The sequence below is a fragment of the Stappia sp. genome (assembly GCF_048261845.1).
In the GTDB taxonomy this organism is placed as follows: domain Bacteria; phylum Pseudomonadota; class Alphaproteobacteria; order Rhizobiales; family Stappiaceae; genus Stappia.
Map to the genome: position 1 here is coordinate 30,575 of NZ_JBLXFR010000004.1, position 14,673 is coordinate 45,247.

Genomic DNA, 14,673 nt, shown 5'->3' on the forward strand with positions numbered 1-14,673 from the left:
GGCTTTTTGTTGACGATACCCCATTCCGGTCGCCGGTCTCAGCCCCCGGCGATCTCGACGAACCGGTCGACATCGGCCTCGGGCGTCGCGAAGGAGGTGACCAGGCGCACGGCGACGCGATTTTCGTCCCGGCCCGCCTCCGGCCATTCGTAGAAGGCAGCTCCTGCCGCCCTGAGCCGCGCGATCGTCGCGGGATCGAGCAGCGGGAACACCTCGTTGGCCTCCACCGGATAGGCGAGCTTGTTGCCGGCCGCCGCCAGTCCGTCGGCAAGCCGCCGCGCCATCGCGTTCGCGTGCCGCGCCAGATCCAGCCAGTGGCCGTCCCCGAAGTAACCGTCGAACTGGGCCGCGACAAAACGCGACTTTGAGAAAAGATGTCCGGCGCGCGCCCGCAAGGTCGCCAGGTCGCGCACGCAGTCCGGGTTGAACACGACCATCGCCTCGGCGCACCAGCAGCCGTTCTTGGTGGCGCCGAAGGAGAGGATGTCGATGCCCGCCTTCCAGGTCATCTCCGCCGGCGTGCAGCCCAGATGCACCAGCGCGTTGGCGAAGCGCGCCCCGTCCATGTGGCTGACCATGCCGCGCGCCTTCGCCGCTGCGCTCAGCGCCGCGACCTCCGCCGGCGTGTAGACGGTGCCGCATTCGCTCGCCTGGGTCAGGCTCAGCGCCACCGGCACGCCGAAGCGGCTTCCCTCGGGATGCTTTTCGATCTCGGCGGCAAGGTCCCCGGCCGCGATCTTGCCGTGCCGCGTCGCCACCGACACCAGTTTCATGCCGTTCGTGTGGAACTCGGCCGCCCCCCACTCGTCGCAAAGGATATGCGCCGTCCCGCTGGTCATCACCAGTCCGGCCGGCCGGGCGCAGCCGGCCATCGAGAGCACGTTGGCGCCCGTGCCCGTCGCCGTGAACAGGACCGGGACGTGAGGTTCGAAGATCTCGCGAAAGCGCGCCGTGACGCGCTCGGTGAGCGGATCGGTGCCATAGGCTGGCGCCGTTCCGGTGTTGTGGCGGATCATCGCATCGATCACCGGCTGCGATGCCCCTGCCCAGTTGTCGCTGGCGAATATCATGTCCCGATCTAGGCGCAGGACGGCCGTGCATGCAAGATGCCGAACACCCCGCCGGCCCGCCGGCGCGGCACTTCGACACATTCTTGCTCCGGACGCGCTGTCCGCGTTGCGATAATGACAAAAGCCCCCGTGCCCGGCGCAAGAAATAGTTGATACGCTTTGCGCAAGCCGCTTGCTCCCCCACGGGAAATCTGGCATTGTGCGCCTCCGCCAGATAGGACAGGAATACTGTCCCTTTTGGCGGAACGCCGAAACGTGGCCGGGGCTGGCCGCGTTGTGCCGGCGCCCCTGCCCCGCCTCACCCGGCGGGACTGGCGGCTGAACACCGGACGCGGCATGTGTTAAAAGAGCCCTGGAACCTGCGGGCCGACGCCGGGCGAAAGCCGGATGCGAACCCGCGAGGCAGGCGACAGGGACCGGCCGATGGCGGCCGGCAGGTCCGGCAGGCACATGCCGGGGGTATTGGGCGGATCTCCCTTGTGGGGACACCGCCGGGACAAGCGGACCGCAACAGGTCCGCTTCACTGGTCAGCGTCAGGGCTTCCGCCCGTTTCGCCGCACGAGCCGGGCTTCTTTTGAAGGAAGCGCGACCCGAACGGGAAAGGTCGGACCCTGCACGGGATGAGAAAGAGGGCAGACATGAGCAAGACCGACGCGATGATCGAGGCACCGGGCTTCGCAGGCACAACCGCACCGGCCAATGCAACTGCCCCCAAAACGCTGCGCGAGCGACGCCAGGAGGCCACGCGCTCGGGCCTCTACAACCCCTCCCGCGAACATGACGCCTGCGGCGTCGGCTTCGTCGCCCACCTGAAGGGCACCCCCTCGCACCGGATCGTCGCCGACGGCCTGCAGGTGCTGGAGAACCTCACCCATCGTGGCGCGGTCGGCGCCGACCCGTTGATGGGCGACGGCGCCGGCATGCTGGTGCAGATCCCCCACGACTTCTTCGCCGCCGAGGCGCCCGGCTTCGGCATCGAGCTGCCCGAGAAGGGCCGCTACGGCGTCGGCTTCCTCTTCCTGCCGCAGGACAAGGAGCTGCGCGCCCGCTGCGAGGCGATCGTCGAGCGCGTGATCGACGCGGAAGGCCAGGCCTGCCTTGGCTGGCGCGACGTGCCGGTCGACAACTCGTCGCTCTCCAAGGCGCCGGACATTGCCGCCACCGAGCCGGTCTCGCGCCAGGTCTTCATCGCCTGCCGCGACTGCGAGACGGAGAACGACTTCGAGCGCCGCCTGTTCGTCCTGCGCAAGGTCATTTCCAATGTGGTGCGCGCCGAGACCGATGCCGTCGACAACGGCTTTTACATCGTCTCGCTGTCGAGCCGCACGCTGGTCTACAAGGGCATGTTCCTCGCCTATCAGCTCGGCGCCTATTACGCCGACCTGAAGGACCCGCGCTTCACCTCGGCGCTGGCACTTGTCCACCAGCGTTTCTCGACCAACACCTTCCCGTCCTGGGACCTTGCCCACCCCTATCGCATGGTGGCGCATAACGGCGAGATCAACACGCTGCGCGGCAACGTCAACTGGATGGCCGCCCGTCAGGCCTCCGTCTCCTCGCAGCTGTTCGGCGACGACATCTCCAAGCTCTGGCCGATTTCCTACGAGGGCCAGTCGGACACCGCCTGTTTCGACAATGCGCTCGAGTTCCTGGTGCGCGGCGGCTATTCCCTCGCCCACGCGGCAATGATGTTGATCCCGGAAGCCTGGGCCGGCAACCCGTTGATGGACGACAACCTTCGCGCCTTCTACGAATATCACGCAGCCCTGATGGAGCCGTGGGACGGCCCGGCCGCCGTCGCCTTCACCGACGGTCGCCAGATCGGCGCGACGCTCGACCGCAACGGCCTGCGCCCGGCCCGCTATGTCGTCACCGACGAGGACATGGTGATCATGTCCTCGGAAGTCGGCGTCCTGCCGGTGCCGGAGGAGAAGATCATCCGCAAGTGGCGCCTGCAGCCGGGCAAGATGCTGCTGATCGACCTCGAGGAAGGGCGCATCATCTCCGACGACGAGATCAAGCGCAGCCTGTCGACGGCCAACCCCTACAAGGACTGGCTGCACCGCACCCAGATCGTGCTGGAGGACATGCCGGCCGTGCGCGGCCGTGCGCCCGTCGCCGCCGAGACCCTGCTCGACCGCCAGCAGGCCTTCGGCTACACCCAGGAAGACATCAAGCTCCTGATGCAGCCGATGGCGACCGTCGGCCAGGAAGCCATCGGCTCGATGGGCACCGACACGCCGATCTCCGCGCTCTCCGACAAGCCGAAGCTGCTCTACACCTATTTCAAGCAGAACTTCGCCCAGGTCACCAACCCGCCGATCGATCCGATCCGCGAGGAGCTGGTGATGAGCCTCGTCTCCTTCATCGGACCGCGGCCGAACCTGTTCGACCTCAAGGGGCTTGCCACGTCGAAGCGCCTGGAAGTGCGCCAGCCGATCCTCACCAATGACGATCTGGAGAAGATCCGCACCATCGGCGACACCGCCGACAACCAGTTCTCGGCCAAGACGCTCGACATCACCTATGACGCGTCCAAGGGCGCCGAAGGCATGCGCGAGGCGCTCGACAACCTGTGCGCCAATGCCGAGCGCGCGGTCGTCAACGGCTACAACATCATCATCCTGTCCGACCGCCTGCTCAGCCGCGCCCGCATCCCGATCCCGGCGCTGCTGGCGACCGCCGCCGTGCACCATCACCTGATCCGCAAGGGCCTGCGCACCTCCGTCGGTCTCGTGGTGGAAACCGGCGAGGCGCGCGAGGTGCATCATTTCTGCGTGCTCGCAGGATACGGCGCCGAGGCGATCAACCCCTATCTCGCCTTCGAGACGCTGCTGCAGCTGCATGCCGAGCTCGACTTCCCCGAGGAGGTCGACGCCGACGAGGTCGTCTACCGCTACATCAAGTCGATCGACAAGGGCATCCTCAAGGTCATGTCCAAGATGGGCATCTCGACCTACCAGTCCTATTGCGGCGCGCAGATCTTCGACGCGGTCGGCCTCGCGAGCGACTTCGTCAACGAGTATTTCTTCGGCACCGCGACCAGCATCGAGGGCATCGGCCTTGAGGCCGTGTCCAGCGAGACGACCCGCCGGCATGCGCTTGCCTTCGCCGACGTGCCGGTGCTGCGCCGCTCGCTCGACGTGGGCGGCGAGTACAATTACCGCGTCCGCGGCGAGAGCCACCTGTGGACGCCGGACAACATCGCCTCGCTGCAGCACGCGGTGCGCGGCAACATCCCGGAGAAGTATCGGGACTTCGCCCGCGAGACCAACGAGGAGAACGGCCGCTTCACCATTCGCGGCCTGTTCCGGATCAGGATGGCGGACGAGGCGGGCCGCAAGCCGATCCCGCTCGACGAGGTCGAACCGGCCTCCGAGATCGTCAAGCGCTTCTCCACGGGCGCCATGTCCTTCGGCTCGATTTCCCGCGAGGCCCACTCGACGCTTGCCATCGCCATGAACCGGATCGGCGGCAAGTCGAACACCGGCGAGGGCGGCGAGGAGCCGGAGCGCTACATGCCGCTCCCCGACGGATCGCAGAACCCGATGCGGTCGGCCATCAAGCAGGTCGCCTCGGGCCGCTTCGGCGTGACCACCGACTATCTCGTCAATGCCGACATGATCCAGATCAAGGTCGCGCAAGGGGCAAAGCCCGGCGAGGGCGGACAGCTTCCCGGTCACAAGGTCGACGCGGTCATCGCCAAGGTGCGCCACTCGACGCAAGGCGTGGGCCTGATCTCGCCGCCGCCGCATCATGACATCTATTCGATCGAGGATCTGGCGCAGCTCATCTACGACCTGAAGAACGTCAATCCGGCCGCCGACATCTCGGTCAAGCTCGTCTCGGAAGTCGGCGTCGGCACCGTTGCCGCCGGCGTCGCCAAGGCGCGCGCCGACCACATCACCGTGTCCGGCTATGATGGCGGCACCGGCGCCTCGCCGCTGACCTCGATCAAGCATGCCGGCAGCCCCTGGGAAATCGGCCTTGCCGAGACCCAGCAGACCCTGGTGCTGAACGGCTTGCGCTCGCGCATCGCGCTGCAGGTCGATGGCGGGCTGAAGACCGGCCGGGACGTCATCGTCGGCGCCCTGCTCGGTGCCGACGAATTCGGCTTCTCCACGGCGCCGCTCATCGCCGCCGGCTGCATCATGATGCGCAAGTGCCATCTGAACACCTGCCCGGTCGGCGTCGCCACCCAGGACCCGGTCCTGCGCAAGCGTTTCAAGGGCACGCCGGAACATGTGGTCAACTACTTCTTCTTCGTCGCCGAGGAAGTGCGCGAGATGATGGCCGCGATGGGCATTGCCCGGTTCGACGAGCTTGTCGGGCGTGCCGATCTTCTCGACCAGGAAAAGATGATCGACCACTGGAAGGCCAGGGGACTCGATTTCGCGCGCATCTTCCATGTGCCCGAAGCCCCGGCCGAGGCGAAGCGCTGGACCGAGCGCCAGAAACATCCGATCGACGACATTCTCGACCGCCGCCTGATCGCGGCGGCGGCTCCCGCGCTGGACAGCAAGGAGCCGGTGGAAATTGTCGAAACGATCATGAATGTCGACCGCTCGGCCGGTGCCATGCTGTCCGGCGAGGTTGCCAGGCGCTACGGCCACAAGGGGCTGAAGCCCGGCACGATCGACATTCGCCTGACGGGCACCGCCGGCCAGGCCTTCGGCGCCTTCCTGGCGCGCGGCATCTCGATGACGCTCGAGGGCGATGCCAACGATTATGTCGGCAAGGGCCTTGCCGGCGGCAAGCTGGTGATCCGCCCGAGCCCGAAAAGCGGCGCCGATCCGGACTATTCGATCATTGCCGGCAACACCGTGCTCTACGGCGCGACCGAGGGCGAATGCTATATCCGCGGCATCGCCGGCGAGCGTTTCGCGGTGAGAAACTCCGGCGCCATCGCGGTTGTCGAGGGTGTTGGCGACCATGGCTGCGAATACATGACCGGCGGCGTCGTCGTCGTTCTCGGCTGGACGGGCCGCAACTTCGCCGCCGGCATGTCGGGCGGCGTCGCCTATGTGCTCGACGAGGACGGCTCGTTCCGCAACCGCTGCAACCTCGCCATGGTCGACATCGAACCGGTCCCGGAGGAAGACGACCTCCTGGAAAAGCTCCACCACCATGGTGGCGACATCGAACACAAGGGCCGGGTCGACCTGACCGCCGACATGACCCGCCACGACGACGAACGGCTGCGCCAGCTCATCTCCAACCATGTCGCCCAGACGGGCTCGGCATGGGCGCAGGAGATCCTCGACAAGTGGGATGAGTTCCGGCCGAAATTCGTCAAGGTAATGCCGGTCGAGTACCGGCGTGCCCTTCGCGAAATGGAAGAAAAGCGGCTCGGCCTGGTGGCGGCCGAGTAAGGGAGACGGACAAAATGGGAAAAGTCACCGGATTTCTCGAGATCGACCGGCAGGAACAGAAGTACCAGCCGGCCTCCGATCGCATCCGTCACTTCAGGGAGTTCACCCTGCCGCTCGAGGACAAGGAAGTCGAGCGCCAGGCGGCCCGTTGCATGGACTGCGGCATTCCCTATTGCCACGGCCCTGTCGGCTGCCCGGTCAACAACCAGATCCCCGACTGGAACGACCTGGTCTATAATGGCGACTGGGAAGAGGCGGCGCGCAACCTGCACTCCACCAACAACTTCCCGGAGTTCACCGGACGCATCTGCCCCGCCCCTTGCGAGGAAGCCTGCACGCTGAACCTCGAGGACACGCCCGTCGCGATCAAGACGGTCGAGCAGGCGATTGCCGACAAGGCCTGGTCCGAGGGCTGGATCCGCCCGGAGCCGGCGCCGTTCCGCACCGGCAAGACCGTCGCCGTTGTCGGCTCCGGTCCGGCCGGCATGGCCGCCGCCCAGCAGCTTGCCCGCGCCGGTCACACGGTGCATGTCTACGAGCGCGAGCCGCGCGCCGGCGGGTTGATGCGCTATGGCATCCCCGACTTCAAGATGGAGAAGCACTATATCGACCGCCGCGTCGAGCAGATGCAGGGCGAAGGCGTCGAGTTCCACTACGGGGCCAATGTCGGCGTCAACATCACCGTCGACGAACTCAAGCACCGTCATGACGCGGTGCTCCTGACCTGCGGCGCGGAACGTCCGCGCGATCCGGAACTGCCCGGCATGGACCTTGCCGGCAGCATGTACGCCATGCCCTTCCTGGTTCAGCAGAACCGCCGGGTCGGCGGCGAGGACGTCTCGGGCGAACCGCCCTACTGGGCCGGCGGCAAGCATGTGGTCGTCATCGGTGGCGGCGACACCGCCTCCGACTGCGTCGGCACCTCGTTCCGCCAGGGCGCGCTGTCCGTCACCCAGCTCGACATCCGCCCGCGTCCGCCGGAAAAGGAAGACAAGCTCAACATCTGGCCCTACTGGCCGACCAAGATGCGCACCTCCTCCAGCCAGGCGGAAGGGGCCGAGCGCGAGTTCGCGGCGGCGACGCTCGCCATCGTCGGCGAGGACGGCCATGTCACCGGCGTCAAATGCGCCCGCGTCGACGAGAAGCGCCGGCCGATCGAGGGAACCGAGTTCATCCTGCGGGCCGAACTGGTGCTGATCGCCATCGGTTTCGCCGGCCCGCTGGAAGGCACCTATCTCGGCGAACTCGGGGACACCATCGCCCGCGACGGCCGGGCCAACGTCCTTGCCAACACGCAGGACTACAAGACCACCATCGACGGCGTCTTTGCCGCCGGCGACGTGCGCCGGGGACAGTCGCTGGTCGTCTGGGCGATCCGCGAGGGTCGCCAGGCGGCACGCGCCATCGACCTGCACCTGACCGGCAGCTCCAACCTGCCGCGCTAATTTCGATAAAAATCCGGGCAATTTTTCGAAGATCTTGCACCGGAATTGTCGAGATTGATCAAGAACGGCGCCCTTTCGGGCGCCGTTTTCGTTTCTCGCCGCTCAGTCTTGCCGGCGCTCAGGCTGCGCTTTTCCCCGCGCCGTTGTTCCCGGGCCTGATCGGAAATCCCCGCTCTGCGCATCCGGCGACTGGAGAGTTCTCCCCGCTTGATCGCAGCACCGGCGGACAGGTCGGCGCAAGGACCGCTATTGCGGCGGGCATGCAGGTTCAGGCGATTTCCGGCAGGGGGATACGTCCGCCGGGTTTCGCCGTTGCCCCCGCCCAGGGCAATTCCAGGCCCGGCCGGCCCTGCTGCTGTGACATTTCCGGAAAAATCGGCCCCGGGCATCGGGCAAGGTCGGTGCCCGGGCGGCCCTGCGCCATTTCACGTTCCTGCCGCCACCAGGCGTGAGCCGGGTTGTAGACGTCGCCGAAGCCGCCTGCCGGCCTACTCGACCCGCCGGAAATCGTCGACGCGGCCATTGGCCGGGGCAAGGGGCGCGCCCTGCACGATCAGCCGGTATTGCGGCGTGTCGGCGACCGGCTCGTTGCGTGCGTCCTCGGCTCCCGCCAGCACCGTCTCCGGCGCCCCCTGGCGCCCGGTCAGGACAATGAAGTTGGGATCATCCTCGACGCCCTCGAATGCGAAGGCACCCGATGAGCCGAGGATCCGGGCAATCGAACGCTCGGCGAAGAACGCGATCTTCCTCCGGCCGTGCCAGGTAAATCCGATTCCGTCGCCCGAGCGCAGCCGGCGCCGCGTTCCCTCCACGTCCGGTCCGTAGGAGGTGTAGCCGCCATTCTCGTCGAGGAACACGTCCCAGACATCGACATAGATGGCGTTGCCTGCATCGACCCGCTGCTTGGCAACGGTGTTGATATGGCTGAAATCGGCGCGCCGGGCCTGTCCTTTCGGCGGTGGCAGGCCGACCCAGACCAACGGCGTGCGTTGTGCCCGCGCCGCGGAAATGAAGGCCCCGACACGCCTGTCATAGGCTGTGTTCCACTCTTCCGACCGGAAACCGGCCGTGGCCGTCGCGGTCTCGATATCGCTCACGTCATGCGACCCGATCAGCGCCACCACGACCGCGACCTTGCGTCCCTGGACGATGCCGCTGATCCGGTCGCCCAGATCTCCCGGGCCAGCGCCTGCGAGCCCGACATCGTCGAGCACCAGACTGTCGACGCGCACCGACGCGACCTCCGCATACGTTGCCTCAAGGCCTTCGGCGAGTTCCCCGGCCAGCGAATCGCCAACCACCAGAATGACGCGCGCATCCGCTTCCTTGGGCACCTCGACGACAACGGGCCGCGCGGGCTCGCGCGGTTGCTGGATGCGTTGGCGCGGGTTCCGCTCCTTGATACGCACCCGCTGGCGGCGGTTCTCGACGCCAAACAGCCGGAAGAGCGGCGTCAGCGGGTGAAAGCCGCTGCCCGTCGTGTCGCCAGGCCGCACGATCGGCCGGCCGTCCTGGGCGCTCGCAGGCGATGCCGAGCCCAGCGACCCGGCCAGAAGCGCCGTCAGCAACATGGCGAGCAGGTAACGGGCGCCCCGGCGGCACACGCAAGGCGTGCCATACCAGGCGGTACCGGTTCCGGTGGAGTGACCCTTGATCATGACCCGATCCTAGCGGAAGCGCCGCCCCGCTCCAAGCGTCCAGCGCGTCACGACCCGCCCTGCGGCTCTCCGCTCAGCGCCCCGAGCGGATGTGGCTCAGCAAGGCGACGGAAGCATAGCCGTCCGGGATCAGGCCTGCCGACGCCTGGTAGGCGCGGATGCCGCGACGTGTCGCCGGACCGACCTGGCCGTCAGCCGCCCCGACCGAAAAGCCGCGCCTGTTGAGGAGGTTCTGCAGTTCCTCCGTCTGCGGTCGCGACAGAGGAAGCGCGTCCCTCTGCCAGGGCTGGACAAAGGGCTCGCCGCCACGGATGCGGTCGGAAAGGTGACCGACTGCCAGCGCATAGGCGGTGGCGTTGTTGTAGCGCTTGATCACATAGAAGTTGCGCAGCATCAGGAAGGCCGGGCCCGACGCCCCGGCCGGCAGAACCAGTTCGGCATCGTCGGACGGGCGCGGGAAGTTGCGGCCCCCGGTGCGGCGAACGCCGATCCGGGCCCAGTCGCCCAGGTTCTTCTCGGTGTCCACATGGGTATAATCGAAGCCGCGCGGCAGCACGACCTCGTAGCCCCAGGTCTTGCCGCTCTGCCAGCCATGCCGCTTCAGATAGTTCGCGGTCGAGGCCAGTGCATCCGGAATGTTGGTCCAGATGTCGTGGCGGCCGTCCCCGTCATAGTCCGAGGAGTACTGCTTCCAGCTGGACGGCATGAACTGGGTGTGCCCCATCGCCCCGGCCCAGGACCCTTCCATCCGGTCCGGCGCAACGTGCCCGTCATCGATGATCTTGAGCGCCGTGACCAGCTCGCGCGTCCAGAAATCCTGCCGCCGCGGCGCGGCATAAGCGAGCGTCGCCAGCGCGCGCACCACATAGTGCTCGCCCATGAAGGAGCCGTAATTCGTCTCCATGCCCCAGATCGCGACAACCGCCTCCCGGTCGACCCCGTAGCGGGCCTCGATCGCCGCCAGCTCGCGGGCATAGGTGGTGAGCATCTCGCGCCCCTTCTCGACACGCGTGTCGGAGACCGCACTGTCGAGATAGTCCCAGATCGGCTTGACGAACTCCGACTGCTTGTTCATCAGCCGGATCGTGTCGGGATCGGGGGTTACGCCCTGGAATGCCCGCTGGTAGGTGTTCCTCGAAACGCCCGCCTCCCGCGCCACCGGCCAGAAGCGGTCCACCCAGCGGTCGAACGCGACATCGGAAAACGCCGGCGTTCCCCCTGTCGCAAGAGCCATCAGGCCGAGCGCCAGCGCGACCGGCAGACGGCTCCCTCCGGTGACATGGCGGATCGCGGCCCGGGTTGTTCGCAAGAAAGACATCAACACTCCTGATCGTCCCATGGCGCGGTCATGCCCGGCGCGTTGCCCGCAGAACCGACCGCATTCGCGCCCCCCCAGGCGCCCCGGATACTGTGTCTTGCCGGCGCTTGCGCGCTCGTGGCGAATGCGCGGTGCCGGCCGGACGGTTCAATGGCGGAAACGCAAGCCCGCCTCGATCGTGTTCGAATCGTATCCCGCCCCCGCCGTGCTCGAGATGAAGCGGCGATATGTGTAGCGCCCTTGAAGCGCGACATTCGACGTCAGCGCCCAGGTCAGCGCGGTCGTGGCGCGCGCTTCCTGCTCGGTCAGCACGACACCCGTGTAGTCCCGCCAAGAATAGCCCAACCCGACTTCACCGCTCAACGCATCGGACAACCCGTGCGCAAGGCGGATGTCGCCGGAATAGATGACGGACCCCGGAGTGCCGGAAATCGTCGAGGGCGAGAAATCGGTGCTCGCCAGCGCCGTCACCGTCGTCAGCCTGGTCGGCGACCAGACCAGCGACCCGTCGACCGTCAGCCCCTCCAGCTTCGCCAGGCGCTTGTCGTCCAGCGTCTCGCTGCGCCAGCCGACGGCAATGTCACCGCTGATCTTGCCGCCATTGTCGAAGGCCACACCGGCACGCAGTCCGTATCCCCGCGAATCTCGATCCGCACAAAGGGTGAGATCCGGGCACTTTTCGAAATAGCGCCGGCCAAGCAGGCTGGCTTCGGCAAAGGGTGCAACAAAGGCACCCGTGTTGCCTTCCACCCGCAAGGTGACGGTGGCAAGCGCGTTGTCCCGCTCGCGATCGGCGACCGCGCCACCAACGCCGCTATAGAGCGTGGAGTCGACCCTGCCGCGCAGCTCCGCGCCGACCAGTCCGAGGTCGCGGCGCAGCGCCAGACCGGCCCCCAGCTCGTGGATATCCTGATCGCCGCCGGTCGATTCGGCCGTGCCGCTGTCCTCCAGGGCAAGTCCGTAGCGTGCGTCGATATCAATCTCGCTGCGGTCGCCGACCTCGAGCGTCAGCAGCGCATCCGACGTCACGTTGGGGTCGGCCTCCACATTGCCGCTGCCCGGATAGCCGACATAGCTGCCGCGGAAGTTGATGCCGAGGCGGTGGCGGCTCCAGTCGGATTGCAGCCGGATTGAAGGAGCGACCCGATAGGTCGCACCACTGGTGCCCGACGCATCCCCCTCCCGGTTGTCGGTCCAGCCAAGACCGGTGAAAAGCTCAGGATACAGCAGAAAGGATCCGACGCGGATACCACGCGGCGCATCACGGGTCGTCTCGCCGTCGTAGACCGTTTCCGCGAGCGTTCCGCCACCAACAATGGCGGTGCGTCGCTGCACGGCGCGCAGCCGCTCGGAGAACGGCTGCACGGGACGCACCCGCCCGACATCGGCAAGCGCCTCGGCCTCCTCGCCCGCATCCGTCCCGGTCTCGGAAATGGTTCCCCGGGTCCCCGTCGCGGCATTGGCCGCCGAACCGGCCTGGCCCGATCGGGATTCGGCACCCTGCTCGGCATCCGTCGCGTCCTGCAGCCCGTCATCGTCGCCAAAACCGCCGAAACCGCCGCGCAGGCTGCTGTCCTGCGCCCACGCGGACGCACACGGCATTGCCGTGGTGGCAAGCAGCGCGAAAGCGGCAAGGACGGGGGAAAGGTAGCGCTTCATTGTCGACCCGGTTGGAATGCGGGCGCAGCCGGCCCACTTTGGCCACGATAATGGTCTGTTAAGGTTAACGGAGAGTTGCACCGCGACCGGTGCGTCCCCCTCGAGGCTCCCGGACTTGCCGCAGCCGGCCGGGAGGGCTAAGAGGGCTCATTCCAACATGGACACCGCAATGACCGTCACCGCCGCCCCCCAGCCAGCGCCCGCCATTGGCGGATCCGACCCTCGGTCCGCCGGTCTGTCCGCCGTGCGCACGATCGTCACGGAAGTGGCCGGCCTCGAGGCGCTGCGCGAGGCATTGGAAAACGGGCTTTCCGCCCCCTTCGCCCGCGCGGTCGAGACGATTGTCGCCGCACGCGGCCGGGTCATCGTGACCGGCGTCGGCAAGAGCGGCCATGTCGGGGCCAAGATCGCCGCGACCTTCGCCTCCACGGGAACCCCGGCGTCCTTCGTTCACGCGACCGAGGCAAGCCACGGCGACCTCGGCATGATCACCGACAATGATGTCGTGCTGGCGCTGTCCTGGTCGGGAGAGACGCAGGAACTGGGCCCGACCATTGCCTATACGCGTCGCTTCAAGGTGCCGCTGGTGGCCGTGACCTCGCGCAGCGAGAGCGCTCTCGGCACGGCGGCGGACATCGTCCTGGCCCTGCCCAAGGTCGAGGAAGCCTGCCCGCACGGCCTTGCCCCGACCACCTCGACCATCCTGCAGATGGCAACCGGCGACGCGCTTGCCATCGCCCTGCTCGAGGCACGTGGCTTCACCGCCCTGGACTTCAAGACCTATCACCCGGGCGGTCGTCTCGGTTCCAGCCTCCTGCACGCCCGCGACATCATGCATTCCGGCGACAAGCTGCCGCTGGCGGGCGCCGCAACGGCAATGCGCGACGCGATCGTGCTGATCACCCAGAAGGGCTTCGGCGTACTCGGCATTGTCGACGAGACCGGCGCGCTGGCCGGCATCATCACCGACGGCGACCTGCGCCGCCACCTGAGCCACGACTTCCTCGACAAGACCGCGGAACAGGTGATGACCCGCGCTCCCAAGACGATCCCGGCCGACATGCTGGTCGCCTCCGCGATGGAGTTCATCAACCGCTCGTCGATCACAGCCGTCTTCGTGGTCGACAACGGGCGACCGGTCGGCATCATCCATCTGCACGACCTGCTCCGCCACGGCGTCGCCTGACCCCTTTCTCGCCGACGGCAACGTGCTACGGTGAATTAAGTATTTGTTAACCCTAACGTATTTTCCGACTGCCCATAGCCATTCTTTGGCCGCGCTTAGGGATTGATTAGCCACGTCCTGCCTATGATCGCTCCGGGTCCGCAAACGGGCCGACCTGTTCCGGAGAGTATCAGCGTCATGGATCTCGGTTCGATCATTGGCATTTGCGCGGCGTTCGCGGTGGTTCTCGTCGCCATTCTTCTTGGTGGCAGTCTCACCCAGTTTATCGACATTCCCTCGGTCCTGATCGTCATCGGCGGCGGCTTCGCGGCAACGCTTGTCCGGTTCCCGCTGGCCGGCATCGGCAGCGCGTTCATCGTCGGCAGCAAGGTCGCCTTCACCCACAAGAAGGCAAGCCCCCGCGACCTCATCGAGGAAATCGGCAGCCTGGCCGACACGGTGCGCAAGTCCGGCCCGCTCGGGCTCGAGAATGTCGAGGTCAGCGATTCGACGCTGGCAAAGGGCGTGCAATACATCGCCGACGGTTACGAGGCCGATTTCATCAAGGAAACGATGGAGCGCGAACGCGACCTTTATCTCGACCGCCTCCAGGAAGGCCGCAAAGTGTTCAAGGCGCTTGGCGATTCGGCTCCCGCCTTCGGCATGATCGGCACGCTGGTCGGCCTCGTGCAGATGCTCGCCACCATGGACGACCCTTCGACGATCGGCCCCTCGATGGCCATCGCCCTGCTGACCACGCTCTATGGCGCGCTGATCTCCAACGTGATCTGCCTGCCGCTGGTCGACAAGCTGGATTCCAAGTTCGAGGTCGAGGAGGTCAACCAGACCCTCGTGATCGACGGTGTCCTGCAGATCCGCGAAAACAAGAGCCCCGCGCTGATCCGCGACATGCTGATCGCCTATCTGCCGGAAAAGGCACGCGCCGAGTTCGCGGAAGCCGCCTGACGCGGAAACGGAGACGTCG

The 14,673-nt window shown here is 66.7% G+C and carries 8 protein-coding genes; 4 read left to right on the forward strand and 4 right to left on the reverse strand.

What is annotated here, in order from left to right:
* Positions 1-38 precede the first annotated feature (38 nt).
* A complete protein-coding gene (locus ACN0T5_RS03270) occupies positions 39-1,070 on the reverse strand; it encodes a threonine aldolase family protein (protein ID WP_417767182.1) in 1,032 nt (343 codons plus the stop codon).
* Positions 1,071-1,709: 639 nt separating this feature from the next.
* Here ACN0T5_RS03270 and gltB point away from each other — a divergent pair.
* Both gltB and ACN0T5_RS03280 read left to right on the forward strand, forming a co-directional pair.
* The gene (gene gltB, locus ACN0T5_RS03275; RefSeq protein WP_417767183.1) at positions 1,710-6,443 is read left to right on the forward strand and encodes a glutamate synthase large subunit; all 4,734 of its coding nucleotides are present in this window, start codon (positions 1,710-1,712) and stop codon (positions 6,441-6,443) included.
* 14 nt (positions 6,444-6,457) lie between these two features.
* Positions 6,458-7,888 (forward strand): glutamate synthase subunit beta, encoded by a 1,431-nt coding sequence (locus tag ACN0T5_RS03280; RefSeq protein ID WP_417767184.1) that lies wholly within the window; start codon positions 6,458-6,460, stop codon positions 7,886-7,888.
* 488 nt (positions 7,889-8,376) lie between these two features.
* On the opposite strand, the gene ACN0T5_RS03285 is transcribed toward ACN0T5_RS03280, so the two are convergent.
* The 3 genes from ACN0T5_RS03285 to ACN0T5_RS03295 form a co-directional block, all read right to left on the reverse strand.
* Positions 8,377-9,546 carry a GDSL-type esterase/lipase family protein gene (locus ACN0T5_RS03285; protein ID WP_417767185.1) on the reverse strand — a complete coding sequence of 390 codons (1,170 nt, stop codon included), beginning with the start codon at positions 9,544-9,546 and terminating at the stop codon, positions 8,377-8,379.
* A 73-nt stretch (positions 9,547-9,619) separates the two neighbouring features.
* Positions 9,620-10,864, reverse strand: coding sequence for a lytic murein transglycosylase (locus ACN0T5_RS03290; RefSeq protein ID WP_417767186.1), 1,245 nt, complete (start codon positions 10,862-10,864; stop codon positions 9,620-9,622).
* 147 nt (positions 10,865-11,011) lie between these two features.
* Positions 11,012-12,523 (reverse strand): outer membrane beta-barrel protein, encoded by a 1,512-nt coding sequence (locus tag ACN0T5_RS03295; protein WP_417767187.1) that lies wholly within the window; start codon positions 12,521-12,523, stop codon positions 11,012-11,014.
* A gap of 169 nt (positions 12,524-12,692) precedes the next feature.
* Between ACN0T5_RS03295 and ACN0T5_RS03300 the strand changes: the two genes are divergently transcribed.
* Together ACN0T5_RS03300 and ACN0T5_RS03305 are read left to right on the forward strand one after the other, a co-directional pair.
* Positions 12,693-13,709: a KpsF/GutQ family sugar-phosphate isomerase gene (locus ACN0T5_RS03300; RefSeq protein WP_417767188.1), complete on the forward strand. Its 1,017-nt coding sequence runs from the start codon at positions 12,693-12,695 to the stop codon at positions 13,707-13,709.
* A gap of 177 nt (positions 13,710-13,886) precedes the next feature.
* Positions 13,887-14,654, forward strand: a complete 768-nt coding sequence (locus tag ACN0T5_RS03305) for a motility protein A (RefSeq protein ID WP_417767189.1) — start codon at positions 13,887-13,889, stop codon at positions 14,652-14,654.
* The last annotated feature ends 19 nt before the right edge of the window (positions 14,655-14,673 follow it).

Excerpts from the sequence above, each read along its gene's own strand:
- ACN0T5_RS03280 (WP_417767184.1), top strand. The coding sequence starts at position 6,458 with ATGGGAAAAGTCACCGGATTTCTCGAGATCGACCGGCAGGAACAGAAG.
- ACN0T5_RS03270 (WP_417767182.1), bottom strand. The coding sequence starts at position 1,070 with ATGATATTCGCCAGCGACAACTGGGCAGGGGCATCGCAGCCGGTGATC.
- gltB (WP_417767183.1), top strand. The coding sequence starts at position 1,710 with ATGAGCAAGACCGACGCGATGATCGAGGCACCGGGCTTCGCAGGCACA.
- ACN0T5_RS03295 (WP_417767187.1), bottom strand. The coding sequence starts at position 12,523 with ATGAAGCGCTACCTTTCCCCCGTCCTTGCCGCTTTCGCGCTGCTTGCC.
- ACN0T5_RS03305 (WP_417767189.1), top strand. The coding sequence starts at position 13,887 with ATGGATCTCGGTTCGATCATTGGCATTTGCGCGGCGTTCGCGGTGGTT.
- ACN0T5_RS03285 (WP_417767185.1), bottom strand. The coding sequence starts at position 9,546 with ATGATCAAGGGTCACTCCACCGGAACCGGTACCGCCTGGTATGGCACG.
- ACN0T5_RS03290 (WP_417767186.1), bottom strand. The coding sequence starts at position 10,864 with ATGTCTTTCTTGCGAACAACCCGGGCCGCGATCCGCCATGTCACCGGA.
- ACN0T5_RS03300 (WP_417767188.1), top strand. The coding sequence starts at position 12,693 with ATGACCGTCACCGCCGCCCCCCAGCCAGCGCCCGCCATTGGCGGATCC.